Below are 23,788 nucleotides of genomic sequence, written 5' to 3' on the forward strand. Positions count from 1 at the left end.
TGTGGTATAATGCTTTAGCCTTGCTAAATGCCCGATTTGCAAGTGCTTGATCAAAGGAGCAGTTCGTCGGCAAAACGTTACCTCTACTCGATCGCGTCTTTGTCTTTAAAAACCAATAATCATGTACAACCCATCTCTGCGTCAAATTCCTCGCCATTTACCTGCGGATGTAATTCCATTAAAACAGCAATCTTCTCTTTTAGACTGGTTGGAATCTAACAATCGCCTGTTAGCAAGGGATGTCCAAGAACCCGACTATCTGCACGAAGAAGAAATTTCGGAACTTATGGCAGTTGACGACAGTCCTTACGATGATTTAGAAGAGGAAGTAGAAGAGGATGTGAGTGTAGGCGAAGAATAACGGGTAAAAGGGTGAAGAAATCAACCGGAAACAGGGAAGAAAAACTAAGAGATTTCTCAATCTCCTGTATCGCACCCTATTCCCCATTGTCAATTGCTTATTCTCAAATAGTGTGTGGTGAGGAGTGTTATGGATAACTTTTTGGATGAGAAAATCCCTTTTAGTCTGCCTTTCAAACTTACGGGCAGGAATTTATTCCTGCTGCTGGGTTTGGGGCTAGGCACTGTAGCGATCGGTTTAGATGTAGCAGCGGATAGATTTTTGAATTTACCTGCATCGCTATTTATGCCGCTAATTGTTTGTGCTTTAGTTGCGTCGGGGTTGGGCTATGCAGTTGTACCCCTACTCCAGCAACTAAAAGCAGGACAAATAATTCGCGAAGACGGCCCCCAAGCCCATTTGAAAAAAGCGGGAACGCCGACAATGGGAGGCATCTTTTTTATACCTGCTGGGGTAGCAGTCGCTTTACTTTGGTCTAAGTTTAACTCAGATGTTGTTGCCGTATCGGCTTTAACTTTAGCTTACGGTTTCATTGGCTGGATTGATGACTGGCAAATTCTGCGACGCAAGTCGAACAAAGGTATTTCACCTCGGATGAAATTGGCTTTGCAAATAAGTTTTGCTGCTCTATTTTGTCTGTGGCTGATGTTTCATCAACCAGCAATTTCTACGAATGTTGCTTTGCCTTTCGGTTGGGTATTGCCATTAGGTTTGCTGTTCTGGCCGCTGGCGGGTTTTGTGCTAGTTGCCGAAAGCAATGCTACTAATATTACCGATGGTGTTGACGGGTTGATGGGAGGTTTGGGGGCGATCGCACTTTTGGGATTGGGCGCATCTGTAGCCTCAACTTCGCCAGAATTAATGATATTTTGCGCTTGCATCAGCGGCAGTTGTTTCGGTTTCTTAGCACACAACCGCAATCCAGCCAAGGTGTTTATGGGCGATACAGGTGCTTTAGCTTTGGGCGGTGCGTTGGGTGCGGTAGCTTTATTAACAAATAGCCTTTGGATATTATTAATTATCAGCGGGATTTTCTTTATTGAAACGCTGTCAGTAATTGCTCAAGTAGGTTATTACAAAGCTACAAAAGGCCCGGATGGCATCGGCAAGCGTCTGTTAAGAATGGCTCCACTGCACCATCATTTAGAGTTGTGCGGCTGGTTGGAAACTCAGGTTGTTGGCATCTTTTATTTAACAAACGGGGTGTTAGTGTTAATGATTTTGATGTTTACTAGCAACAGTTAACCGCGGATTTGGTAACGGATTGTGCAGGGGATGCAAGAGATATTTTCTCCTATTTCAAAGAAACAGGCAAGATGCCTGTTCCACAATAACTCAATGCAGTTGTGGAACAGGCATCTTGCCTGTTTAAGGGAAAGAAACAGGCAAGATGCCTGTTCCACAATAACTCAATGCAGTTGTGGAACAGGCATCTTGCCCGTTTAAAGCTAAAGCAACACGCTTTTGGACTGTTCCACATTTCTTAGTCTCTTAGAGAGGGACTTCGTTTCTGTAGTAAGTAGCAGTTTCAACCGCCGAACAATCTATAATATCCCTAGTTAATGCAATGGAAATAAAAAAAATCAGGGGCAATATTGGAAGAACTGTTTCATCTACAAGCCTTCTATTGCTGGCTGCTAGCTTAGTTTTTTACTGGAACCTCGTTAGGCTGGGTTATGCTGTTCCAATTCCCTACATTTTAGACGTTTTCTGCTTAAATAACTGTCCGGCTGATGATTTAAATATTTTGCATACCCAATTCCCGCCCGATAATTTATTAAACTACGACAAGCCGCTAAGACACATTTTAGGCGAACCAGATAAGTTAGATAAAAACAGAATTTCCATCCTAGTTGAAAAATCAAAATACAGGCTGACTGTATACGATAGCAAAAAGCCAGTAAAATCTTATCCTGTAGTATTTGGTGGCAATCCCGCAGGTGATAAATTAAAAGCAGGGGATTTGCGGACGCCGGAAGGTGTTTTTAGGATTAAAGATATGTATCCTCACGAAAGTTGGTCAAAGTTTCTGTGGCTGGATTATCCAACTAAACAATCTTGGCGAAAACATATAAAAGCTAAGCAAAATGGTACAATTGGCTGGGGCGATAGCGTGGGCAGCGAAATCGGGATTCACGGCGTTCCTCCTAATTCGGATAATATAATAAAATATCGATCGAACTGGACTTTGGGCTGCGTTTCGCTGGAAAATAAGGATGTTGAGGAGTTGTATGGGTTTGTGCAGAAGGGAACGGCAGTAGAAATTGTTAAATAAGGTAAACTGGTATAAAACTTGTTTTTCTGAAGCAACAGGCTTTCCGGCCTGTTCCACAAGAATTTAATGAACAGTGACGGGTTTTTACCGCAAGTTTCGGTGGTTGTGCCAGTTTACAACGGCGAGATGGATTTGCCGGAGTTGATCGAGTGCCTGCGATCGCAAACTTATCCGATCGCCAGTGTAGAATATCTCTTAGTAGACAATAACAGTCGCGATCGCACTTCAACCATCCTCCAAACAGCAGCTAAGTTGGATCAAATAACCATTCGCCACCTCACCGAAAACCAGATTCAAAGTTCCTATGCCGCCCGCAATCAAGGAATTCGCGCATCAACAGGCGAAATCATTGCATTTACCGATGCAGACTGTCGCCCGGAATCTGACTGGCTGGAAAATTTAGTTAAACCATTTGTTGACTTAGAAGTAGGAATTAGCGCTGGGGAAATACTCGCATTGCCCGGTAAAACTATTTTAGAACAACACGCCGATCGCCAAAATACTTTATCTCAAAAACATACACTCGCTCACCCTTTTTGTGCTTACGGCCAAACAGCCAATTTAGCTGTACGCAAACAAGTTTTAGAAACAGTAGGTTTGTTTCGCCCGCATCTCACCAGCGGTGGCGATGCGGACTTATGCTGGCGGATTTTGCGGGAAACATCCTATAAAATGTATTTTGCCGAAAATGCGATCGTCCGACACCGCCACCGTTCTACAATAAAACAGTTGCAAAGTCAATGGTATCGGTACGGCGAATCTAATAAATATTTGCACGAACTCTACGGTGTCGATTTGATGCGAGAATTCACCACAGGGGAATATTTTTACCGGCTGGCTAGGTGGCTGTTAAAGGAATTTCCGGTGGCAGCGGCCAAAAGTGCGATGGCCCAAGCCGATATGGTAGATTTGTTTAATACGCCGATCGGTCTAGTGAATGTTAGGGCAAGGTCGATGGGACAGCGCCAAGCCAAACTTCCAGAATCAGCTTGGCAGATTGAGCGGTTTTAATCGGTTTTAATATTTTAGAGCAATAAATTATTGTGCGATCGCACTTGCGATCGACAAATATTCGTTTGTACACAATCCGCCCTTATATACATATAAGTATAGTTTATCAGTACAGATAAATAAGCTGAATCCGAAATATGAAAATTTAACGCAATACTTAATATAAAATTAATAAGTCTATTCTGAAGCGCTCGGTTTGACGAGGAGAAGAAACTCAGAGGCAAACCCCAAAATTTTCTTTACTTCTGCCTTCGGGCTTTTCACTGCTGTCGTCAGCGCGTTGGGAATTATTCTCATAATTTTAAATTTTTGTAACCTTTACAAGTAATGCCAATGGCTCAAATCTTACTCCAGACCGTTTGGTTTATACCTTGCTATCCACTCATCGGCGGAGTTCTGTCGATGCTGTGGTTTCCGGCAATTACCCGTCGCACGGGGCCAAGACCATCCGGTTACGTGAACGCCATCTTAACCTTGTTCGCTTTCTTACACGGCGTCATAGCCCTGACAGCTATCTGGAACCAACCGGCACAACACCAGTTAATTCCCTGGCTGAATGTAGCAGGTTTAGACTTAACCATTCCCGTAGAAATCTCTACTGTCACCGTCGGCGCGACAGTTTTGATTACCGGACTGAACTTGCTGGCGCAGATTTATGCTTTCGGTTACATGGAAATGGACTGGGGCTGGGCGAGATTGTTTTCCCTGATGGGGCTGTTTGAAGCGGGGATGTGCGGCTTGGTACTGTGCAATTCCCTGTTCTTCAGCTACATGATTTTGGAAGTTCTGACTTTGGGTACTTACCTGCTAGTCGGGCTGTGGTTCAATCAGTCTTTGGTGGTGACAGGAGCCCGCGACGCTTTCTTAACAAAGCGGGTGGGAGATTTATTCCTGCTGATGGGAGTAGTCGCAATTCTGCCACTGGCTGGAACTTGGAATTTTGACGAGTTGGCTGTTTGGGCTCAGACTGCAAAGCTTGACCCTACTGTAGCGACGCTGTTGAGCTTGGCTTTGATTGCCGGGCCGATGGGTAAGTGCGCTCAGTTTCCCTTGCACCTGTGGCTGGATGAGGCGATGGAAGGCCCGCTGCCGGCGACGATTTTGCGGAACACCGTAGTTGTCGAAACTGGTGCTTGGATATTGATTAAGTTGCAGCCGGTGATTGCTTTGTCGCCGAGCGGACTGAAGACAACTATTATTGTAGGCGCTGCGACGGCGGTTGGTGCTTCATTAATTGCGATCGCCCAAATTGACATCAAGCGCACGCTTTCCTATATAGTCAGCTCTTACATGGGCTTAGTATTTATCGCCGTCGGCACCGGACAAGCCCAGACAGCCCTGACATTAATATTTGCCTACAGCTTGGCAATGGGTTTGCTGGTGATGAGCATCGGTTCGGTAGTTTGGAACAGCATCACTCAGGATGTCCGCTCTCTCGGCGGTTTGTGGGCAAAGCGGCCGATATCGGCCATATCGTTTATTGTCGGTAGCGCTGGATTGGTGGGACTGCCGCCCTTCGGCTGCTTCTGGGCTTTAGAAGACTTCACATCCGGGCTTTGGCAAACTCATCCTTCCTTGTTAGGAATAGTGCTGTTTGTAAACGGCGTCACTGCTTTTGGGTTGATGCGCGTCTTCGGTTTAGTTTTTGGCGGCAAACCAAAGCAAATGACCGAACGCTCGCCGGAAGTTCACTGGCCTTTTATCTTGCCGATGACTGTTTTAATGGGCTTTACTTTGCACGTTCCGCACTTGCTGGCTGCGTGGCATTTATTGCCGGGGGCAAGTTTGAATTATACCGCAACTGGACTGCTAGTTTTGTCAACGGCGATCGGCATCGGTGCCGGAGCATTTGTTTACCTGAACGAAAAATGGGAAAAACCGGTGCGAATTGGTTCTCAAGCTTTGCAAGACTTTTTTGCTTACGACTTTTACACTGCCAAACTTTACCGAGTAACAGTGATATTTGCAGTCGGTCTAGTTGCTCAAGTTATCTCTTGGATCGATCGCAATATTGTTGACGGTTTCGTAAATTTAATCGGTTTTGCAACGGTTTTCGGCGGGCAAAGCCTCAAATACAACGTTAACGGTCAAACTCAGTTTTACGCCCTAACAATTCTGTTCGGAGTTGCGCTTTTGGGACTGCTGATAAGCTGGCCGCTGCTAGCTCGCCTGTCGCTGATTGTAGGCGGGTAAAAAGATATAAATTTTAAGATTTTAGGTGACAGTTTTAATCTAAAATCTTAAAAGCATGAAGTCTTGAACAAAGATTTCCAACTCGTTCAAATAAGGCACATAAATGACATCAAACAACAGACAATTCAATCTTTCCCGACGCAATTCCCTCAAATTTGTCGCAGGAGCCATTGGTACAGGGATACTTGCAGCAGGAGCAGGCGCTGATTTGGCTGCACCCGAACCAGCAATTGCTCAAAATGACTCGACTCCCGATGCAGCTCTGCAAAAGTTAATGGACGGGAACAAGCGCTTTGTTAACAGAAAACGCCAAAGTCCCAACCAAGACTTACCCCGCCTCGTCGAAGTTGCCAAATCTCAAAAACCCTTTGCTGCTGTTCTCGGCTGTGCAGATTCCCGCTTTCCTTCGGAGATTATTTTCGATCAGGGATTGGGAGATTTATTTGTGTGTCGCGTGGCCGGAAATGTTGCTACTCCCGAAGAAATTGGCAGCCTGGAATTTGGCACGCTGGTATTGGGAGCAAAAGTGCTGATGGTAATCGGGCATAAACGTTGCGGTGCGGTAGAGGCAACCATCAAAGGAGCTCAAGTTCCGGGTCAAATTGGCAGTTTGCTCGACGCCATTAAGCCGGCTGTAGAAAGCTCGAAAGGCCAAGCAGGCGATCATCTAGAAAATGCCTGCAAAGCCAATGTTGTGCTGCAAGCTAAGAGGTTGAAAGCATCTCCTGTTATCTCTAAGTTAATTGAGGAGAATAAACTGAAAGTTGTGGGTGGATATTACGATTTAGACACGGGTGCAGTCAATATTCTGGTTGAGTCTTGATGCAATTTTAAAGTTATAATTTGGGAAAAAAGTGAGCTCTAAATTCTCAAATTATCAACCATAAAAGCGTGCCAAATTGATAGTTAATATCAAATACAGCAGTTCTCAATAAAGTGAGGTATGCCCACGGAGGCCACGGAGGCCACGGAGGCCACGGAGGCCGCTTATCAAGCGTGTACCTCATGTTACTGAGAAAGGCTATAAGTTAGCATCGGAATAGTAAATTCGAGTTAACTGTCAACCGTCAACCGTCAACCGTCAACAATCATTCCGGTGCAAGCGGAATTGATATTACTCTTCACTCTTCACACATTATGCTTAGTGCCTTGCTCTGGTTGCCCGCGTTGGGCGCTGCGGTAGTCGGGTTTCTGCCCGGAAACATCAACGGGATGCGGTTGCGTTCCATTGCCTCAGCTTTTGCTGCTGTTGTTTTCCTGTTGAATATCTGGCTGCTGACTCAATTCGATCCCGCCCATGCGGGACTGCAATTTCAAGAATATTTACCTTGGATTCCGCAATTAGGTTTGAGCTACAATTTGGGCATTGACGGCTTGTCTTTGCCGCTGCTGGTTTTAAGTGCCTTGCTGACGCTATTAGTCATTTACGGCACTGGCGAAAAGATGGATCGCCCCCAGCTTTACTACGCTTTGATTTTGCTAATCAATGCGGGTGTTGCCGGAGCTTTGATGTCTCAAAATTTGCTGCTGTTTGTACTGTTTTATGAAGTAGAATTAATTCCTTTTTATCTATTGATTGCGATTTGGGGCGGAAAGCAGCGGGAATACGCTGCCATGAAGTTTTTGATCTACACGGCAGTTTCGGGACTTTTAGTGCTGGCAGCATTTTTGGGTGTGGCTTGGCTGAGCGGTTCTTTAAATTTCGATTACAGTGCGATTACCACTCAAGAATTGCCGAGAAATCTGCAGTTAATCCTGCTCACACTTTTGCTAATTGGGTTGGGAATTAAAATTCCTTTGGTGCCGCTGCATACTTGGCTACCGGATGCTTACGTGGAAGCTTCGCCAGCAACAGCAATTTTGCTGGGAGGGATTCTGGCGAAGTTGGGAACTTACGGTTTAGTGCGGTTTGGCTTGCAGATGTTTCCCGAAACTTGGTCGATTATAGCTCCCGGTTTAGCGATTATCGGAACTGTGAGCGTGATGTACGGGGCTTTGAGCGCGATCGCCCAAAAAGACATCAAACGCATGGTAGCCTATAGTTCGATCGGGCATATGGGCTACATCCTGGTTGCCTGCGCCGCGGGTACGAAGCTGGCATTAATCGGTGCAGTCGGGCAAATGGTAAGCCACGGCTTAATTTTAGCTTTGCTATTTTATTTGGTAGGCATCATCGAAACCAAAGTTGGCACGCGGGATTTGGACGTGCTCAATGGTTTGATGAACCCGATGCGGGGTTTACCCACTGCCAGTTCCCTGTTAGTTTTGGGCGGCATGGCAAGCGCCGGAATTCCCGGCTTGGTGGGTTTTGTTGCCGAATTTTTAGTGTTTCAAGGCAGTTTCGCGATCTTTCCAATTCCCACTTTACTCTGCATTTTAGCTTCGGGTTTAACAGCAGTTTACTTTGTGATTCTGCTCAACCGCACCTGTTTTGGGAAGTTGGACAATGCCACGGCTTACTACCCTCCAGTTACGTTTGCTGAAAATATGCCGGCGCTGGTTTTGGCGGGCATCATTTTTGTGTTGGGAATTCAACCTGCTTGGCTGCTCAAGTGGAGCGAATCTACTACAAATGCGATCGTAGCCACTCTGCCGGCTGACAGAAATACCCAAGTTGCTATTAGCTATCCTGGGGAAAAGTCAGCGATTGAAATCGCATCTACACAAACGAAGTCCGCCAGGGAATGAATTCCCTGTCTAATAGCGAAAGTCCTCTTAAGAGGACTAATGAGTTTTCTAGTCCTCTTAAGAGGACTTTAGCTGTGAGGCAGGGAATTCATTCCCTGCCGGACTTAGGGACTATCGGTTTTACGTTAAGTTCTCACCAATAGGCAGAGGCTGGAAGTAGATAAATATTCAATTTCACTCAACCAAAGGAAGAAACAATGGTACAAACTCCTAATAAACCAGCAACTAAACTACCTCCTTCCAAACACGAATTTGCCGAAATAATTCACAGGCTAGAAGCTGGCGGCGCGATGATTCCAGATACGCCGGAAAATCTGATGCAAATCATCGCTATCTGGAAAGCTTACGCGGTGCCGATGGACTTTTACTGGCGGGATTTGCTTTACATCGCCGAACGGGTATTTTTACACCCGCTTCCCTTCTTTAAATACTTCTTGCCCCAGGAGTATTTAGACTTGCAAAATCACTATTCGGGCGACGGTGCAGATTTGCGGGTGTGGCGGGGGACTGGAAGCGCCCACCCGGAACTTTTGGAGTTCATGGAAAAGGGAGAAACTGGCAAACTCCCGCGATTGTTTCACCATTTGTGGCACGATCGCATTAACATGGAATTTGCGGAAGAGTGCATGAGGGCGATGCTGTGGCACCGGGGCTTGTACGTGCCAACCAATCAATTCGATCCTTATTTGGACAGTGACGAATATAAGGCTAATGCCGATCGGGCAATTAAAGCTTACTTCAAAAAAGACCCGTTCATGCTGGCACTGCACAAAGCATTTCCAGAAATGTTTTTAGAACAGTGCCGCCAAATGTCTTATTACAGCAATCTCGGTTTATTCTGGGAAGTAATGGCACCGGTGTTTTTTGAAGTTTCGGATCTTTACGACGAAGGGAAAGTTACCACAGTCCCGCAGGCGATGGATTTCTTAGTAAATGGCATATTTGCCATCGCCGGACGCCCGATTTACCACCACGTTTACATCGACGGCGAGAAGTACGAAATTATCCCCAAATCTAAAGGTTTCACTTGGCTTTACGAAGCAGCGTTACCTTACGTGGAAGCTGTATTTTATCGCACTTCGCCATTCCGAGGCACCAAATCTTACAACGCTCAAGCTAGAGAAGTTCCTGACGACCAAAAAGACTTCCACTACGGAGTGCTTTATGCAGACAAATTCCCCGTAGGTACGGCGGGGATTCCGCCGACTTTGCTAGCACAAGATATGCTGCATTTCCTGCCGCCTTATTTGAAGGATTTCTACAAACAGCGCTGTCGCGGCGAAGATGATATCCTCAATCAAATTGGGGTGACATTTCAGCGATCAATGTATTGCGTAACTTCGGCGGTGATTCAAGCTTTGCGGACTGCTCTTTTGTATCCTTTAGATGATCCGAATCCAAAGCATTTGAAGGCAAATCGGGCTTTCTTTGAGTCTCAGATCGATCGCTTCTGTCGCCCGGAATACGGCATGAAATATGCTGCGAAGTTGAAGAGTATTCAGACTTCGGATTATAGGTAAAAGATGTTTTTGGGAGGCATCTTAGCTGAAAAGTCCGCCAGTCCGTTAGTCCGCCTGGGGTTGAAACCCCAGGCTCAAAGCTCAAGTCGGTTGAAACCGACTGGGAAAAATCAGAGCTTTTAAAGCCGTTTCAAAACTCCTATAATATTAAGCCAGTTGGCATCGTAATTATTCATATCTCTCTCTTCTCCTCTGATTTCTCTGCGTTCTCTGCGTTCTCTGCGGTTTAATCATTCCGATACAACCGGAAACGATATAACCAATAACAAATAACCAATAACTATGGACAGCAAAGAGCTAGCAAAATATATCGAAGCAACCGATGGGATTTCCAAACCTTGGCTGTTGGTGCAACTGCGACTGAAAAAATTACAAGAAAGGCGATCAGAGATTTCTGCTGAAGAGTATATGACAGAACTTACAGACATTCACAAAGATTTAATGAATCTGGGGGAATGGTGGCTGGGAATCGAGGATGAGGTTTTCTAGGCGATTTGAAGAATGCTAGGTGCGGGGATGGGTTCACCTTCTTCCTGCCAAGCTTCTAGATACATTTCGAGCACTTCTTCGCCATGTCGGATGGCTTCTTCGCGGGTTTGGCCGTGGGTACAGGGCATGACAACGCGATCGGCAAACTCTGGAATCGTCACGAGGAAAAGTTGATCCTCGTCAGACCATTGGACGATCATACTGTATCGATTCATGAATCTTCCTCCTTTAACTCGTCGAGTTCGGCTAACAATATTGCCAACTGCTTCTCTAAATAGCGTGGCACATCATCTCCGTCTTTGCCTGGAATTGTTAATGTCTTCCCAATCAAAGGATGCTGCCATCTCTCATGGCTGCCTTTTCCGCGTTTTGGCAAATAAATAAAGCCCTCACGGCTAATCTGAGCTTTTAACTCGCGAATTTTTCTAGGCATGGTGATTGTCCATTTTCTACCTCCATTTTCTCACTTAGCCATTTATTTTAATTTTTCCTTGGCCCATTCTGGCAGTTGGTTGCCGGGGCGATCGCACTTTAAAATTTCTCCATCAAATCTTTTTCTTGGGCATAGACATCTCGTAGCTGTTGCAGCGCGGCCCCAGAAATGACCGATTTAACAGTAGCTACCAATTGGCCCCACTCCAGCAAGCTGTCAACGGAAACAGCTTTTTTGAAATTGTACGTGTAGAATTTAGTCCAAAATGCTGGTGCTTGCTTGCTTTTCCAGCGTTTGTACCATCTGCCAAAATCTTGAGGTGCGATCGGCTTTACTGCTAAAATCGGGGGAAAATCGGCGTAGCTGACAAAGCGGCTGATGCCTTTGGCGTGCACGTACACCATGTAGCGACAGCATTCGATCCGGTAAATCTCGTCTGCTGAGATATTGAACAGCAGTGCGACTGTTTCTTCTGTAACGAATCTCGCCAGCGGATGCAGGATAGGAGATTTATGAATTATTCTAGATTCTGCGATCGTTCGCGATTTTGCCGGAGTTTCTGATATCATGGCTAGTACACCTCTGGATATGGTTAGTAGACTTCTGGATATGGCAAATGCACTTTTTGATAGAAAGAAATAATCTGTCCAGATGAGGTTTTACAGACGATCGCCCTTTAGTTTTCCAGGCCGGGGGGCGATCGCTCTTTACATATAAAATTGTACGACGCAATTGCATCAACTGTCAAGCATGGGTTTAGTCAGGCTAAAAATTCGGGAACTAGCGGCGGAGAAGGGCTGGACGCTTAAGGAAGTATCCGATCGTTCCGGGGTAATTTATAGCACAGTCAGAAGCTATGCTCGTCGTCCTGAAATGGCAATGGTTGACTTTACTTGCCTGCGGAAGTTAGCTCGGACTTTTGATGTGATGATTGAGGATTTGGTTGAGGTTTTGGAGGAATAGGTCGATCGCCCTTTAGTTGTCCAGACCAGAGGCGATCGCTTTTTTAGATGCAATTATCTTAAAACGCAACTGCATTATTTGTCAAGCATGGGTTTAGTCAGAGTTAAAGTGCGAGAGCTAGCGGCCGAGAGGGGCTGGACATTCAAGGAGGTGGCTGAGCGATCGGGCGTGATCTATAGCACCATAACCAGCTATGCTCGTCGTTCAGAAATATCAATGGTTGACTTTACCGCCCTGTACAAGTTAGCGCGGGCATTTGATGTGATGATTGAGGACTTGGTGGAGATTATTGAGGAATAGGTCGATCGTCCGCGATTTTGCCGGATTTTCTGATATCATAATAGACTCATCTCTTGATTGTAGGTGTGTACATCTTTTTGTTGTAGATGTGCAGGACAGAGATTATCTGTCCACATTAGGTTTAATAGGCGATCGCCCTTAGTTGTCCAGACCAGAGGCGATCGCTTTTTAAGATATCTAATATTAAACGACAGCAGATTGTCATTTGTCAAGTCAGTATGAGCAAAGGCTTAGTGAGGTTGCGGATTCGGGAGTTTGCTGCCCAGAACGGCTGGACACTTAAGGAAGTTTCCGATCGATCGGGCGTTGGTTACAGCACCATCAGAAACTACGCCCAATGTCAAGGCATGACAACCGTTAATTTTGCCTACTTGCACAGGTTGGCTCGCACGTTTGACGTAATGATTGAGGATTTGGTGGAGATTTTGGAGGAATAGGTCGATCGGCCACGATATTGACGGATTTTCTGATATCATGGTGAGCCAACCTAAGAATTGCATCCACTCTCAAGCATGGGTTTAGTAAGAATTAAAGTCAGAGAACTAGCTGCTGAGAAAGGTTGGACATTCAAGGAAGTTTCAGAACGTTCTGGGGTAATGTACAACACTGTCAAGCATTATGCTCGTTGTCCAGGGCTGACAACGGTTGACTTTACTTTGCTGCGGAAGTTAGCTCGGACTTTTGATGTGATGATTGAGGATTTGGTTGAGGTTTTGGAGGAATAGGTCGATCGCCCTTAAGTTGTCTAGACCGGGGGCGATCGCTTTTTTGTATTTTTTACACTATAGCATGATTAACTGTACTTAGTCAAACATTATTGTACTTAATCGGACTGAGGATGGTAACATCAAGGAAAGTTGTTATTAATAGTTGATTATTCTTCGTGGCTAAAACTAATACTGCGATCGCGGTCAGTTCCGCGATCAAGGAAGTCATTCAAAAACAAGCGCTAGCGACCAGACTAACTCAGAAAGAAGTAGTGTATTTGGGAATGCTGGCAATTGATGCACTCGATAAGGAAAGCCGCCAAGAGTTGGCGGACAAGGTGCATCAAATGCAGATGAATGGGGAGATTTGAAGCTGAGGGAAACCAGGTCAACAGTGTAATCTTTACGGCAAAAATGGACTCAACTTTATCCAAGGTCGATCAGCTTTCGATGTAATATCAACAATCGGGGCTTGAGAATATTGGCTGCGTATCACGTCAATTTTCTTTCTTTTGCTTTCGACGTAGAGTTGCATCGTTAATTGGGGGCTCAAGTAAATCCACCATAGCAAAAACGGCGATATCAACTTCTTGCTTCTTCCTTGAGCAATTCGTTGCGGTGCAGCGCGGTTGTTGGGATGCTGGGGCTACCTCGGTGCTTTACGCCAACCATTGGCTTTAGCCTCTGACTCTGTGCAAAACCATCTCTCACCGCTAGCTGGATCGATAACTGTTGATTCGTAATCTTCCATGCCTGGAAGGTGATAAACCTTATTGCCTCTATCGATCGAGATGTTGCCTTTGATAGTACATCCTGGTTTTGCGATCGATGTAATTGGAGAAGGTGAACGACTAGGACTAAACTCCATTGTAAGAACCACAATGACAGCCAGAATCCCAATACCAAAAACTGTTTTGAGTACACCGCGTTTCTGTGGTTTCTGCTTTGTTGGTTCATTTCGAGGTGCAACACCTTGAATTGATGCTCTAGTTGCACGTACTTTCCCGTCTGTTTCAGCAACTTGCTCGTACAAAATCGTATCTCCGACTTTTGGGCGACGACTTGCTTCCTTCAGCGCACTGATATGCAAGAAAACTTCTTTACTGCCATCATCCGGTTTAATGAAGCCAAACCCCCGATCGTTTTTCCATGTTGTCAGTTGCCCTTTATTCAGAACAGGTTTCATAAAATTGAACTTTTATTCGTGCTTAACAGACTCAGCCAACCGCTTCACATTCTCTCGCCAATGAACATTAATCGGACTGTTACGAATATCAACTTCTAGGGTTACTTATTGTAACTAAGAATCTGTAGTATGTTCCAATCCGTTTTAAGTTTTGACTCGATCGCCCTTTAACTGAGGCTGGGTATCAAGCATTAAATCCCTTTGAATCCCACTTCCAGATCCATCTCTTTTGCCGGACTTACAGGAGGTTGAGGCGCGGATTGGGTTTGGTTGCGAAAAACACCAATTTGATTGAGAACGATCCCGATTAAAATGATGCTGCCGCCGATGTATTGAGCTGTTGTGGGCGTTTCCGATAAAATCAAATAGGCGGTTAAAATCCCCGCGATCGGACTAAACGAACTGGCGAGGGATACATCTGCAGCGCCCGTCGTTTTTAGTCCGGTAAACCAGCACAGTTGTCCGCCAACAACAATAATCGCACCATAGACGAGCATCCACTGCCAGAGGAAGGGCGCAAAAACATCGATAAAGTGGGTGGGAGTATATAAGATTAAAACGACAATAAAGAAAACAACTGTTCCCAGTGTTGTTCGGATAATAGAGAACAATCCTAACGGAATTTGTTTGAGCGTGACTTTACTAATAATCGTCGAAATGGCTAACGTGATCGCCCCGGATGCTGCCATCAATTCGCCTCTGCCGATCGTCAATCCGCCCATGCCCATCATATCGGTAGTCGGTGCTTGCAATACAATAGTCAGTGCAACACCGACAAACGAAACCATCGCCCCGGCAATCACCCAAAGATTGACGCGATCGCCCAAAATTAGAATGGACAGCGCTAAAATCAGAGGCGGCTCGATGCGTCCAATCAGTACCACATTATTGACAGCGGTTAAATCCAACGCCATAAAAGTTAAGGCTGGAGCCAATGCCCCAGATAGCAAAGAAATTGCGATCAACCCCCACCATGTTTTACTGGGAATCGAGCGGAAATTTTGCACCGTACATTGCTGGCGATAAACCAGGAATAAAACTGCTAACGCGCAGAGATTCCCTACAAATAAAACATTACAAAGTGAAATCAAATTTCTGCCGTCGATCAGGTTCTGCGCTCCTAAATCGGTCAGTTTGCGAATGACAGAGTTAGAGGCAGCAAAAATGAGGATTGCTAGTAATAAATAGGTTCGTCCAGGGATGCGGTTGAATAATTGAGACACGATAATAGGAACATGAATATATGATGCGTTCTCTTCTTTATACCACTGTTTCCTATGCGGTAATTCCTTACAGAAATATACAAAAAAATCCCCCGCCAGAAGGCAGGGGATTTGATTTAATTACCTACAAAACCAGAGTTCAGAGTTACCCGAATTTCCCGGCTGTCGAGGCAATTACAAAGGCCGCGTAAGTGAGGACGTTGCCCACAGTAAAGTGAACTAAGCCAACCAAACGACCTTGGACGATCGACAAAGCAACAGGCTTGTCTTTCCAGCGAACCAAGTTAGCCAAAGGAGTGCGCTCGTGAGCCCAAACCAAAGTCTCGATCAACTCTTGCCAGTAACCTCTCCAAGAGATCAGGAACATGAAACCAGTTGCCCAAACAAGGTGTCCGAATAAGAACATCCAAGCCCAGACTGACAAGTTGTTAGTACCATACGGGTTGTAACCGTTGATCAACTGAGAAGAATACAGCCAGAGGTAATCGCGGAACCAGCCCATCAGGTAGGTAGAAGACTCATTGAACTGAGCCACATTACCTTGCCAGATGCCCAGGTGCTTCCAGTGCCAGTAGAACGTTACCCAAGCTAGGGTATTCAACATCCAGAATACAGACAGGTACATGGCGTCCCAAGCAGAGATGTCGCAAGTACCGCCACGGCCGGGGCCGTCGCAAGGGAAAGCATAACCGAAGTCTTTTTTGTCCGGCATCAGCTTAGAACCGCGTGCATCCAGAGCGCCCTTGACCAAGATCAAGGTGGTGGTGTGCAAGCCTAGTGCGATCGCGTGGTGAACCAAGAAATCGCCAGGTCCGATCGCCAAGAACAGAGAATTAGTACCGCTGTTAATCCCGTCCAACCAGCCTGGGAGCCATACGTTGCCGTAGTTGGGCCAAGCGGTAGAAGCAATGCTGTCAGGGTTAGACAACAGCACGTCCATGCCGTAGAGAGCTTTTCCGTGAGCAGCTTGGATGAACTGTGCGAACACTGGTTCAATCAAGATTTGCTTTTCAGGAGTTCCGAAAGCGACTACAACGTCATTGTGAACGTACAAGCCGAGAGTGTGGAAGCCCAAGAACAGCGACACCCAGCTCAAGTGAGAGATAATCGCTTCTTTGTGCTGCAACACGCGATCGAGCACGTTGCCTTTGTTTGCTTCAGGATCGTAGTCCCGCACCAAGAAGATAGCTCCGTGGGCGAAAGCGCCGACCATGATGAATCCAGCAATGTACTGGTGGTGGGTGTAAAGCGCAGCCTGAGTCGTGAAGTCCTTACCTATGAAAGCGTAGGGAGGCATCGCGTACATATGCTGTGCTACCAGGGAGGTAATTACGCCCAAAGCAGCGAGGTGAAATGCCAGTTGGAAGTGCAGGGAGTTGTTGTAGGTTTCATACAAGCCTTGGTGAGGCAAGTTGAACTGTCCTTCACTCTTGCCGCCGACCAAACCAGCCTTAGAATCCAACATCTCTTTGATGCTGTGACCGATACCGAAGTTAGTCCGGTACATATGACCGGCAACGATAAACAGAACTGCGATCGCCAAGTGGTGGTGAGCGATGTCTGTCAGCCACAGGGATTCTGTTTGAGGGTGGAAGCCACCCAAGAAAGTCAGAATTGCGGTTCCCGCGCCTTCGGAAGTACCGAAGACATGGTTCGCTGCATCTGGATTCTCGGCGTATACGCCCCAGTTACCACTGAAGAACGGAGCCAAACCGGCCGGGTGAGGCGGGGTAGACAGGAAGTTGTCCCAACCTACGTGCTGTCCGCGAGATTCGGGGATAGCAACGTGAACCATGTGACCAGTCCAAGCCAAAGAGCTGACACCGAACAAACCAGCCAAGTGGTGGTTGAGGCGAGATTCAGCATTTTTGAACCAAGACAAGCTGGGGCGGTACTTGGGCTGGAGGTGCAACCAACCTGCGAACAGGAATACAGCCGCCAGTAGTAGCAAGAAGATAGCTCCTTGATACAGGTCGGCGTTTGTCCGAATCCCTTGGGTGAACCACCAATGGTAGACACCGGAGTAAGAGATATCCACCGGGTTAGAAGCGCCCCCTTGAGTGAAAGCTTCTACTGCAGGAGCGCCGAATTGCGGGTCCCAAATCGCGTGAGCGATCGGGCGGACGTTTAGAGGGTCTTTAATCCACTGTTCAAAGTTACCTTGCCATGCTACGTGGAACAGGCTGCCCGATGTCCACAAGAAAATGATTGCTACGTGGCCGAAGTGAGAAGCAAAAATCTTTTGGTAAAGATTTTCTTCGGTCATGCCATCGTGGCTTTCAAAGTCGTGTGCTGTGGCAATCCCGTACCAGATCCGCCGTGTGGTCGGGTCTTGGGCAAGGTCTTGGCTAAATTTTGGAAATTTCGTTGCCATAAGCCTTGATTAATCCTGAATCCTGAACAAAATTGAAGGGATTCGGTTCGGAGTTTGGATTCTCGATTTGAGATTCCTCCCAAATCGAGAATCCAAAACCTAGGGGTAGTTTACCCTACCGAAATGATTCGCGCTAGGAAAAATGCCCACGTAGTGACAATTCCTCCTAGGAGGTAGTGAGCTACACCCACAGCCCGACCCTGAATAATGCTCAGAGCGCGAGGCTGAATCGACGGAGCTACCTTGAGCTTGTTGTGAGCCCAAACAATCGACTCAATCAGTTCTTGCCAGTAGCCGCGGCCGCTGAACAGGAACATCAAGCTGAAGGCGAAGACGAAGTGTCCAGCTAGGAACATCAGACCGTAGGCCGACAGTGCCGAACCGTAGGACTGAATCACCTGAGAAGCTTGCGCCCACAGGAAGTCCCGCAGCCAGCCGTTAATCGTGATCGAACTTTGTGCGAAGTTGCCGCCGGTAATGTGAGAAATTGTGCCGTCTGACGATACTGTTCCCCACACGTCCGACTGCATTTTCCAGCTAAAGTGGAAAATCACGATCGAGATGCAGTTGTACATCCAGAACAAGCCTAGGAACACGTGATCCCAACCAGAAACTTGGCAGGTGCCGCCACGGCCTGGGCCGTCGCAAGGGAACCGGAAGCCCAAGTTGCCTTTGTCAGGAACCAAGCGAGAACTGCGTGCAAACAACACGCCCTTCAAGAGAATCAGGACTGTAACGTGAATGGTGAAAGCGTGGATGTGGTGGATCATGAAATCCGCCGTACCCAACTCGATCGGCATCATCGCTACTTTGCCGGCGACTACTACTGCACCGCCGCCAAAAGCGTGGCTGACGATTTCCGTAGCATTAGGCGCTGTTGTGCCCGGAGCCAAAGCGTGGATGTTTTGCACCCACTGGGCAAATATCGGACGCAACTGAATCCCGGTATCCGAGAACAAATCTTGAGGACGACCGAAAGCGCGCATCGTGTCGTTGTGAACGTACAAACCGAAGCTGTGGAAGCCCAAGAATATACAAACCCAGTTCAGGTGGGAAATGATCGCATCTCTATGACGGATCACGCGATCCAACAAGTTGTTGACATTTCCAGCGGGATCGTAATCCCGAACCATGAAGATTGCTCCGTGAGCGGCTGCTCCAACAATCAGGAATCCGCCAATCCACATGTGGTGGGTGAACAGGGATAGCTGAGTCGGGTAGTCGGTCGCGATGTACGGATACGGAGGCATCGCGTACATGTGGTGGGCGACGATGATGCTCAGAGAGCCCATCAGTGCCAAGTTAATCGCCAGTTGCGCGTGCCAAGAAGTAGTCAGGATTTCGTAGAGACCTTTGTGACCTTCACCAGTGAAGGGGCCTTTGTGGTTCTCTAGGATTTCTTTCATGCTGTGGCCGATGCCCCAGTTCGTGCGGTACATATGACCAGCCACGATGAACAGCACTGCCAAAGCCAAGTGGTGGTGTGCTGTATCAGTCAGCCACAAACCGCCTGTGGTGGGGTTCAGACCGCCTTTGAAGGTCAGGAAGTCTGTGTATGCGCCCCAGTTGAGGGTGAAGAAGGGGGTTAAACCTTTAGCGAAACTCGGGTAGATGTCAGCCATCAAGCCCGGTGTCAAAATCCACTCGTGCGGCAGGGGGATGTCGGCAACTGTTTTGATCAGCTTACCGCCGACTGTCAGCGGTGCACCTGCATCGATCGCGTCCATGCAAGCATTGATCGGCAGAGCCACGTGAATTTGTTGTCCTGCGAAGCCCAAGCACCCGCAGCCTAACAAAACTGCCAAGTGGTGGTTCATCATCGATTCCACGTTCTGGAACCATTCCAGTTTCGGAGCGCGGACGTGATAGTGGAACCAACCGGCAAACAGCATCAAAGCTGCCATTACCAGGGCGCCGATCGCAGTGCAATATAGCTGGTATGAGTTAGTGATGCCGTTGGCGCGCCACAGTTGGAATAGACCAGAGGTGATCTGAATCCCGTGAAAGCCGCCGCCTACATCTGCATTTAAAATTTCTTGACCAAAAATCGGCCAGACCACTTGAGCGCTGGGCTTGATGGCTGTAGGATTTGTCAGCCAAGCTTCGTAATTGGAAAATTTAGCGCCGTGGAAATATGCGCCACTCAACCATACGAAGATTACTGCCAAGTGGCCGAAGTGAGCGCTAAAGATTTTGCGCGAAACGTCTTCTAAGTCACTTGTATGACTGTCAAAGTCGTGAGCGTTAGCGTGGAGGTTCCAAATCCAAGTGGTGGTTTTTGGCCCCTTAGCTAGAGTGCGATCAAAATGACCGGGTTTTGACCACTTCTCGAAAGAAGTTGGAACCGGATTTTTATCGACTACTACCCTAGCTTTTACCTCTCGCTCTGGAGGACTAATGGTCATGAAGACTCTCCTCTCGGTAAGACAAGGAACGAGAACTGAACACTGTACCGGACACTCCCCACGCTTGATTAGGCGGGGGATTCTCGAAAAAGCCGACACTTCACTGCACTTTACTCTTTGCAGAGCTAGACGCAGGTGCATCGTCTCCCCAAGCATTTTGCTTCTGTGAAGAAGCCAGTTTCCCAGTGTCGCTAACAATGTGACTGGGTACTGCCAACTCTTCTCGCTATCTGGAGCCGCCGATCGCCTCCTTGATTCAGACTTGATACGGCTGCTCCTTTTGAGGGAGTTTTATGAATTATAAGCTTGCTAGAGGAGTATTAATCGCTTGTTAACAATACTTAAAAAAGCCTCTATTCTTGATGTAATAACGCCTTTAAATCCCACAGTCGCTCTAAAAAGTCAAGGGGTACTGCCATTAACTTTACAAAACTCAAAGATAAGGTAATTTAGGAATACTCATTTGTAGATATATAGCCTTTCTCAGTAACATGAGGTGCTCTGGCGGGCATAGGGCATAGGCCTCCGTGGGCATAGGCCTAGGCCTAGGACAAAGCCCCCATACCTCACCACGCTTGAGAACCGCTATATGTTTGGGAAAAAGGCTGCGGCAATTAAGAGTGAGAGAGGATGGGTTGCCCGCTGCTGCCTCAATCCGGGTTCCTACGCGACTTGGGAATTCCAAAGCCGGCAATTCCCCAATACTAAATTCATTTTTGGGCTATAGTTCCCTATGAGAAGGCTTCTAGGAGTATGGTTGCGTGATTGGGATCAATTGGCACAGAACGGTTGCGGGCAGGCTGCTGGCATTGTTCGCAGTAGCAGTATTAATTTTGGGTTTAGCAAGTTGTGGCGCGGGCCATCCCGAATTGCCCAAATCAGGGAACAAGAGCGGCTCAGCTACAGCCCCAGTAAACAGAATCTCAGAGGTTTCTCCCCCAGAAGCCATTCAACAACTGCGTCAGGCTCTAGAAATCTACCAGCCTCAAATTAGTATTTTGAATCCAAAACCTGACGAAGTGCTTCAGGATATAAATGTATCTGTTGAGTTCCAAGTGAAGGACTTGCCCATTTTCAAAGATGCAAACTTGGGTTTGGGCCCCCATCTGCAAGTTTTATTAGACAACCAACCTTATGCAGCAGTTTACGATATCAACCAACCTTTAACGCTCTCCGACTTAGAACCCGGAACCCATACCCTGCAGGTGTTCGCCGCCCGCCCTTGGGAAGAAAGCTTTAAAAACGAAGGTGCCGTGGCTCAAACCACCTTTCACGTTTTTACCAAAACAGACGACAATAATCCCGATCGAACATTGCCCCTATTAACGTACAACAGCCCCCAAGGCAGCTACGGGGCAGAACCCATCCTGCTCGACTTTTACTTGACAAATGCCCCTCCGCACGAAGTGGCGCAAGAAAATTCCCAAGATGAAATACTCGATTGGAAAATTCGAGCCACAGTCAACGGCCAAAGCTTTGCGATCGACCAGTGGCAACCTATATATCTTAAAGGATTCAAACCAGGGAAAAACTGGGTACAGCTAGAATTAATTGACGAACGGGGAAATATCGTCAAAAACGCCTTTAATAATACAGTCAGACTGATAAATTTCCAGCCGCTTGGCCAAGAGCCTCTTTCTAAATTAGTGCGGGGCGAACTAACAGCAGCAGAAAGTCGCGGTATAGTCGATCCCACCTACCAAGCCCCCGCACCCACACCAACCCCAACCCCCGAACCGACACCGACACCTGCATTAGAAAAAACACCAGTTGTCCAACCCTCACCAGCGGTTCCAGAAACCCCTGTTACCCAACCAAGCTTACAGCCAACAGTCGCTCCCGAAATTGCTCCCATTCAAGTAATAGAACCGACACCGACAGCAACCCCCCAACTCGAAGCGCCGAAAATTGTAGAACCAATTCAAGCAATAGAACCAACACCAACAGCAACCCCCCAACTCGAAGCACCGAAAATTGTAGAACCAGTTCAAGTAATAGAACCGACACCGACAGCAACTCCACAGTTAGAAACCCCGAAAGTTGTTGTACCCGTTAAAATAATCGAACCGACCCCAACAGCATCTCCCCAAACCAAAAAACAGGAATATAAAGGATACTACAATCGGTTCCGCAACTTCTTGCATCAAGAACCCCAACCTGCTAATCCTTCAGAGCCACCAACTCTGCCAGAAATAACAGAAAAAGCTCCAGTACCAAAAGTAGTCGCTCCCGCGGTACCAGAACAGTCTCCCAATCTTGTACCGCCAACGCCACCAGTTGCCGCTGAAACTGCTAGCCAGCCAACCAGCGAATTAGCCCCTCCCGAACCAACAGTTTCCGAACCCGAAAATCAGCCAAAATCCGAACAAAAAGTCGAATTTTCCACCTAACAAAAACTTTCTGGGATTCGTGGCATGGGCGTCTCGCCCGTGCTCCATCTGCGGTCAAAAATCAAAAATTAGGACACTAAAAAATGACCTACCTCGAAACTGCAGCCAAATTCTACAGCGATGTTGCCGAAACACCCCAAATCGGACTTTGCTGCGTCCAAAGCAGCCCCTTGCAATTGCCAGGATTAAAAATTCCCCAACAAATGCAAGAAATGAATTACGGCTGCGGCACAACCGTTCACGCCGCCGAACTCGTCGGCAATCCCTTCGTGCTTTATGTAGGTGTAGGCGGCGGCTTGGAAGCACTACAATTTGCATATTTTTCTAGACACAAAGGAGCAGTTATTGCCGTCGATCCGGTTCCAGCAATGCGAGAGGCGGCTGCACGAAACTTGCAAATAGCCGCCCAAGAAAATGATTGGTTCGATGCTAGTTTTGTGGAAATTTGTGAAGGCGATGCTTTTGCGTTGCCAGTGCCGGATGCTTCTGTAGATGTTGTTGCCCAAAACTGCTTGTTTAATATTTTTGAACCGGCGGATTTAGCTAAGGCATTAAAAGAAACCTATCGGGTGTTAAAACCGGGCGGCAGATTGTTGATGAGCGATCCGATCGCAACTCGGCCCATTCCGCAGCATTTGAAGGAAGATCAACGCTTGCGGGCCTTGTGTTTGTCCGGCGCTTTGACATACGCAGAATACGTTCAACACCTTGTAGACGTTGGTTTTGGGCAAGTGGAAGTGCGGGCGCGCCGTCCTTACCGATTGCTGGACAAACACAATTATCAATTGGATGCGGATTTGCTGTTAGAAAGCCTAGATTCCGTGTCTTTCAAAGTGGATGTACCGGATGACGGAGCTTGCATTTTCACTGGCAAGACGGCGATTTATACTGGGTCTGAAGAGCTGTTTGATGACGGGGCAGGCCACGTTTTGCAGCGGGGAGTTCCGGCGGCTGTCTGCGATAAAACTGCTGGGAAGTTGGGGGGATTAATGCCGGATAAGGTGTTGATTACTGATTCGACTTGGCATTATAACGGCGGTGGTTGCTGTTAGATTTATTTCGGAATAATGGGGCTGTAATCTTTTGGGAATAGAGTGTTTCTCAAAGAAGTGAGGTGTGGGCGCTTCCTATAGCGCTTCGCGTGAGAACCCCGGTCTTTCAAGCTCTTGATGAAACGCAGTTGCAGTCTTTAGGCTGCCAGTGATCTGTGCTATACTCCAACAATGCGGAACAAGTAGGCGTATCAACTACGTGTTGAACCATTCCTAGA

24 protein-coding genes are annotated in these 23,788 nt (G+C 47.1%); 16 read left to right on the forward strand and 8 right to left on the reverse strand.

From position 1 onward, the window contains the following. Positions 1-121: 121 nt before the first annotated feature. The 9 genes from QT990_RS11355 (at position 122) to QT990_RS11395 (ending at position 10,537) form a co-directional block, all read left to right on the forward strand. Positions 122-361, forward strand: coding sequence for a DUF3134 domain-containing protein (locus QT990_RS11355; RefSeq protein WP_006631296.1), 240 nt, complete (start codon positions 122-124; stop codon positions 359-361). Between the two features lie 129 nt (positions 362-490). Further along, on the forward strand, positions 491-1,606 hold the full coding sequence (mraY, locus tag QT990_RS11360) for a phospho-N-acetylmuramoyl-pentapeptide-transferase (protein ID WP_333309212.1): 1,116 nt from the start codon (positions 491-493) through the stop codon (positions 1,604-1,606). Between the two features lie 322 nt (positions 1,607-1,928). Further along, a complete protein-coding gene (locus tag QT990_RS11365; protein WP_333309210.1) occupies positions 1,929-2,636 on the forward strand; it encodes a L,D-transpeptidase in 708 nt (235 codons plus the stop codon). 66 nt (positions 2,637-2,702) lie between these two features. After that, positions 2,703-3,647, forward strand: a complete 945-nt coding sequence (locus QT990_RS11370; RefSeq protein WP_333465255.1) for a glycosyltransferase — start codon at positions 2,703-2,705, stop codon at positions 3,645-3,647. 333 nt (positions 3,648-3,980) lie between these two features. After that, on the forward strand, positions 3,981-5,840 hold the full coding sequence (locus tag QT990_RS11375) for an NAD(P)H-quinone oxidoreductase subunit F (protein WP_333140526.1): 1,860 nt from the start codon (positions 3,981-3,983) through the stop codon (positions 5,838-5,840). Positions 5,841-5,943: 103 nt separating this feature from the next. Beyond that, positions 5,944-6,663, forward strand: coding sequence for a carbonic anhydrase (locus QT990_RS11380; RefSeq protein WP_333140524.1), 720 nt, complete (start codon positions 5,944-5,946; stop codon positions 6,661-6,663). Positions 6,664-6,977: 314 nt separating this feature from the next. Continuing rightward, positions 6,978-8,528: an NADH-quinone oxidoreductase subunit M gene (locus QT990_RS11385; RefSeq protein WP_333465256.1), complete on the forward strand. Its 1,551-nt coding sequence runs from the start codon at positions 6,978-6,980 to the stop codon at positions 8,526-8,528. Between the two features lie 197 nt (positions 8,529-8,725). After that, complete coding sequence (locus QT990_RS11390; protein WP_333140520.1) at positions 8,726-10,048, forward strand: CO2 hydration protein; 1,323 nt, start codon at positions 8,726-8,728, stop codon at positions 10,046-10,048. Between the two features lie 282 nt (positions 10,049-10,330). Next, positions 10,331-10,537 carry a hypothetical protein gene (locus QT990_RS11395; protein ID WP_333140518.1) on the forward strand — a complete coding sequence of 69 codons (207 nt, stop codon included), beginning with the start codon at positions 10,331-10,333 and terminating at the stop codon, positions 10,535-10,537. Here QT990_RS11395 and QT990_RS11400 read toward each other — a convergent pair. The 3 genes from QT990_RS11400 to QT990_RS11410 all read right to left on the reverse strand — a co-directional run bounded on the left by QT990_RS11400 (position 10,534) and on the right by QT990_RS11410 (position 11,539). Beyond that, positions 10,534-10,752, reverse strand: coding sequence for a type II toxin-antitoxin system HicB family antitoxin (locus QT990_RS11400; RefSeq protein ID WP_242717443.1), 219 nt, complete (start codon positions 10,750-10,752; stop codon positions 10,534-10,536). The genes QT990_RS11395 and QT990_RS11400 overlap by 4 nt on opposite strands. Beyond that, complete coding sequence (locus QT990_RS11405) at positions 10,749-10,970, reverse strand: type II toxin-antitoxin system HicA family toxin (protein ID WP_333140516.1); 222 nt, start codon at positions 10,968-10,970, stop codon at positions 10,749-10,751. The genes QT990_RS11400 and QT990_RS11405 overlap by 4 nt, the downstream gene beginning before the upstream one ends. Before the next feature lie 98 nt (positions 10,971-11,068). Continuing rightward, a complete protein-coding gene (locus QT990_RS11410) occupies positions 11,069-11,539 on the reverse strand; it encodes a hypothetical protein (RefSeq protein ID WP_333306663.1) in 471 nt (156 codons plus the stop codon). A gap of 181 nt (positions 11,540-11,720) precedes the next feature. Here QT990_RS11410 and QT990_RS11415 point away from each other — a divergent pair, with 181 nt between their 5' ends. The 5 genes from QT990_RS11415 to QT990_RS11435 all read left to right on the forward strand — a co-directional run bounded on the left by QT990_RS11415 (position 11,721) and on the right by QT990_RS11435 (position 13,311). Continuing rightward, the gene (locus QT990_RS11415) at positions 11,721-11,933 is read left to right on the forward strand and encodes a helix-turn-helix domain-containing protein (protein WP_006631307.1); all 213 of its coding nucleotides are present in this window, start codon (positions 11,721-11,723) and stop codon (positions 11,931-11,933) included. An 87-nt stretch (positions 11,934-12,020) separates the two neighbouring features. Continuing rightward, complete coding sequence (locus QT990_RS11420; RefSeq protein ID WP_006631308.1) at positions 12,021-12,233, forward strand: helix-turn-helix domain-containing protein; 213 nt, start codon at positions 12,021-12,023, stop codon at positions 12,231-12,233. Positions 12,234-12,451: 218 nt separating this feature from the next. Next, the gene (locus QT990_RS11425) at positions 12,452-12,670 is read left to right on the forward strand and encodes a helix-turn-helix domain-containing protein (RefSeq protein ID WP_293135490.1); all 219 of its coding nucleotides are present in this window, start codon (positions 12,452-12,454) and stop codon (positions 12,668-12,670) included. Positions 12,671-12,745: 75 nt separating this feature from the next. Next, a complete protein-coding gene (locus QT990_RS11430; protein WP_242717445.1) occupies positions 12,746-12,958 on the forward strand; it encodes a helix-turn-helix domain-containing protein in 213 nt (70 codons plus the stop codon). Positions 12,959-13,116: 158 nt separating this feature from the next. Then, positions 13,117-13,311: a hypothetical protein gene (locus QT990_RS11435; RefSeq protein WP_333140510.1), complete on the forward strand. Its 195-nt coding sequence runs from the start codon at positions 13,117-13,119 to the stop codon at positions 13,309-13,311. Positions 13,312-13,343: 32 nt separating this feature from the next. Here the strand turns inward: QT990_RS11435 and QT990_RS35815 are convergent, their stop codons facing one another. From QT990_RS35815 to psaA, 5 genes are all read right to left on the reverse strand, one after another. After that, a complete protein-coding gene (locus QT990_RS35815) occupies positions 13,344-13,475 on the reverse strand; it encodes a DUF6939 family protein (RefSeq protein WP_445252016.1) in 132 nt (43 codons plus the stop codon). Between the two features lie 111 nt (positions 13,476-13,586). Continuing rightward, the gene (locus tag QT990_RS11440; RefSeq protein WP_333140508.1) at positions 13,587-14,126 is read right to left on the reverse strand and encodes a cold shock domain-containing protein; all 540 of its coding nucleotides are present in this window, start codon (positions 14,124-14,126) and stop codon (positions 13,587-13,589) included. A 191-nt stretch (positions 14,127-14,317) separates the two neighbouring features. Next, positions 14,318-15,349 carry a DMT family transporter gene (locus QT990_RS11445; RefSeq protein ID WP_333465257.1) on the reverse strand — a complete coding sequence of 344 codons (1,032 nt, stop codon included), beginning with the start codon at positions 15,347-15,349 and terminating at the stop codon, positions 14,318-14,320. Positions 15,350-15,494: 145 nt separating this feature from the next. Beyond that, positions 15,495-17,723 carry a photosystem I core protein PsaB gene (psaB, locus tag QT990_RS11450; RefSeq protein WP_333140504.1) on the reverse strand — a complete coding sequence of 743 codons (2,229 nt, stop codon included), beginning with the start codon at positions 17,721-17,723 and terminating at the stop codon, positions 15,495-15,497. A gap of 110 nt (positions 17,724-17,833) precedes the next feature. Beyond that, complete coding sequence (gene psaA, locus QT990_RS11455) at positions 17,834-20,128, reverse strand: photosystem I core protein PsaA (protein WP_333140502.1); 2,295 nt, start codon at positions 20,126-20,128, stop codon at positions 17,834-17,836. Between the two features lie 761 nt (positions 20,129-20,889). Here psaA and QT990_RS11460 point away from each other — a divergent pair. Continuing rightward, the gene (locus QT990_RS11460; RefSeq protein WP_333465258.1) at positions 20,890-22,518 is read left to right on the forward strand and encodes a hypothetical protein; all 1,629 of its coding nucleotides are present in this window, start codon (positions 20,890-20,892) and stop codon (positions 22,516-22,518) included. Positions 22,519-22,601: 83 nt separating this feature from the next. After that, positions 22,602-23,570, forward strand: a complete 969-nt coding sequence (gene arsM / locus QT990_RS11465) for an arsenosugar biosynthesis arsenite methyltransferase ArsM (RefSeq protein ID WP_333465259.1) — start codon at positions 22,602-22,604, stop codon at positions 23,568-23,570. Positions 23,571-23,788: the final 218 nt, after the last annotated feature.

Source organism: Microcoleus sp. T3_B1 (genome assembly GCF_036700445.1).
Classification (GTDB): domain Bacteria; phylum Cyanobacteriota; class Cyanobacteriia; order Cyanobacteriales; family Microcoleaceae; genus Microcoleus.

Bases quoted from the DNA above. Each gene is read 5' to 3' on its own strand.
- QT990_RS11430 (WP_242717445.1), top strand. From the start codon at position 12,746: ATGGGTTTAGTAAGAATTAAAGTCAGAGAACTAGCTGCTGAGAAAGGT.
- QT990_RS11420 (WP_006631308.1), top strand. From the start codon at position 12,021: ATGGGTTTAGTCAGAGTTAAAGTGCGAGAGCTAGCGGCCGAGAGGGGC.
- psaB (WP_333140504.1), bottom strand. From the start codon at position 17,723: ATGGCAACGAAATTTCCAAAATTTAGCCAAGACCTTGCCCAAGACCCG.
- QT990_RS11425 (WP_293135490.1), top strand. From the start codon at position 12,452: ATGAGCAAAGGCTTAGTGAGGTTGCGGATTCGGGAGTTTGCTGCCCAG.
- arsM (WP_333465259.1), top strand. From the start codon at position 22,602: ATGACCTACCTCGAAACTGCAGCCAAATTCTACAGCGATGTTGCCGAA.
- QT990_RS11390 (WP_333140520.1), top strand. From the start codon at position 8,726: ATGGTACAAACTCCTAATAAACCAGCAACTAAACTACCTCCTTCCAAA.
- QT990_RS11375 (WP_333140526.1), top strand. From the start codon at position 3,981: ATGGCTCAAATCTTACTCCAGACCGTTTGGTTTATACCTTGCTATCCA.
- QT990_RS11415 (WP_006631307.1), top strand. From the start codon at position 11,721: ATGGGTTTAGTCAGGCTAAAAATTCGGGAACTAGCGGCGGAGAAGGGC.
- QT990_RS11365 (WP_333309210.1), top strand. From the start codon at position 1,929: ATGGAAATAAAAAAAATCAGGGGCAATATTGGAAGAACTGTTTCATCT.
- QT990_RS11405 (WP_333140516.1), bottom strand. From the start codon at position 10,970: ATGCCTAGAAAAATTCGCGAGTTAAAAGCTCAGATTAGCCGTGAGGGC.
- QT990_RS11370 (WP_333465255.1), top strand. From the start codon at position 2,703: ATGAACAGTGACGGGTTTTTACCGCAAGTTTCGGTGGTTGTGCCAGTT.
- QT990_RS11395 (WP_333140518.1), top strand. From the start codon at position 10,331: ATGGACAGCAAAGAGCTAGCAAAATATATCGAAGCAACCGATGGGATT.
- mraY (WP_333309212.1), top strand. From the start codon at position 491: ATGGATAACTTTTTGGATGAGAAAATCCCTTTTAGTCTGCCTTTCAAA.
- QT990_RS11385 (WP_333465256.1), top strand. From the start codon at position 6,978: ATGCTTAGTGCCTTGCTCTGGTTGCCCGCGTTGGGCGCTGCGGTAGTC.
- QT990_RS11440 (WP_333140508.1), bottom strand. From the start codon at position 14,126: ATGAAACCTGTTCTGAATAAAGGGCAACTGACAACATGGAAAAACGAT.
- QT990_RS35815 (WP_445252016.1), bottom strand. From the start codon at position 13,475: ATGCAACTCTACGTCGAAAGCAAAAGAAAGAAAATTGACGTGATACGC.
- QT990_RS11380 (WP_333140524.1), top strand. From the start codon at position 5,944: ATGACATCAAACAACAGACAATTCAATCTTTCCCGACGCAATTCCCTC.
- QT990_RS11355 (WP_006631296.1), top strand. From the start codon at position 122: ATGTACAACCCATCTCTGCGTCAAATTCCTCGCCATTTACCTGCGGAT.
- QT990_RS11410 (WP_333306663.1), bottom strand. From the start codon at position 11,539: ATGATATCAGAAACTCCGGCAAAATCGCGAACGATCGCAGAATCTAGA.
- psaA (WP_333140502.1), bottom strand. From the start codon at position 20,128: ATGACCATTAGTCCTCCAGAGCGAGAGGTAAAAGCTAGGGTAGTAGTC.
- QT990_RS11400 (WP_242717443.1), bottom strand. From the start codon at position 10,752: ATGAATCGATACAGTATGATCGTCCAATGGTCTGACGAGGATCAACTT.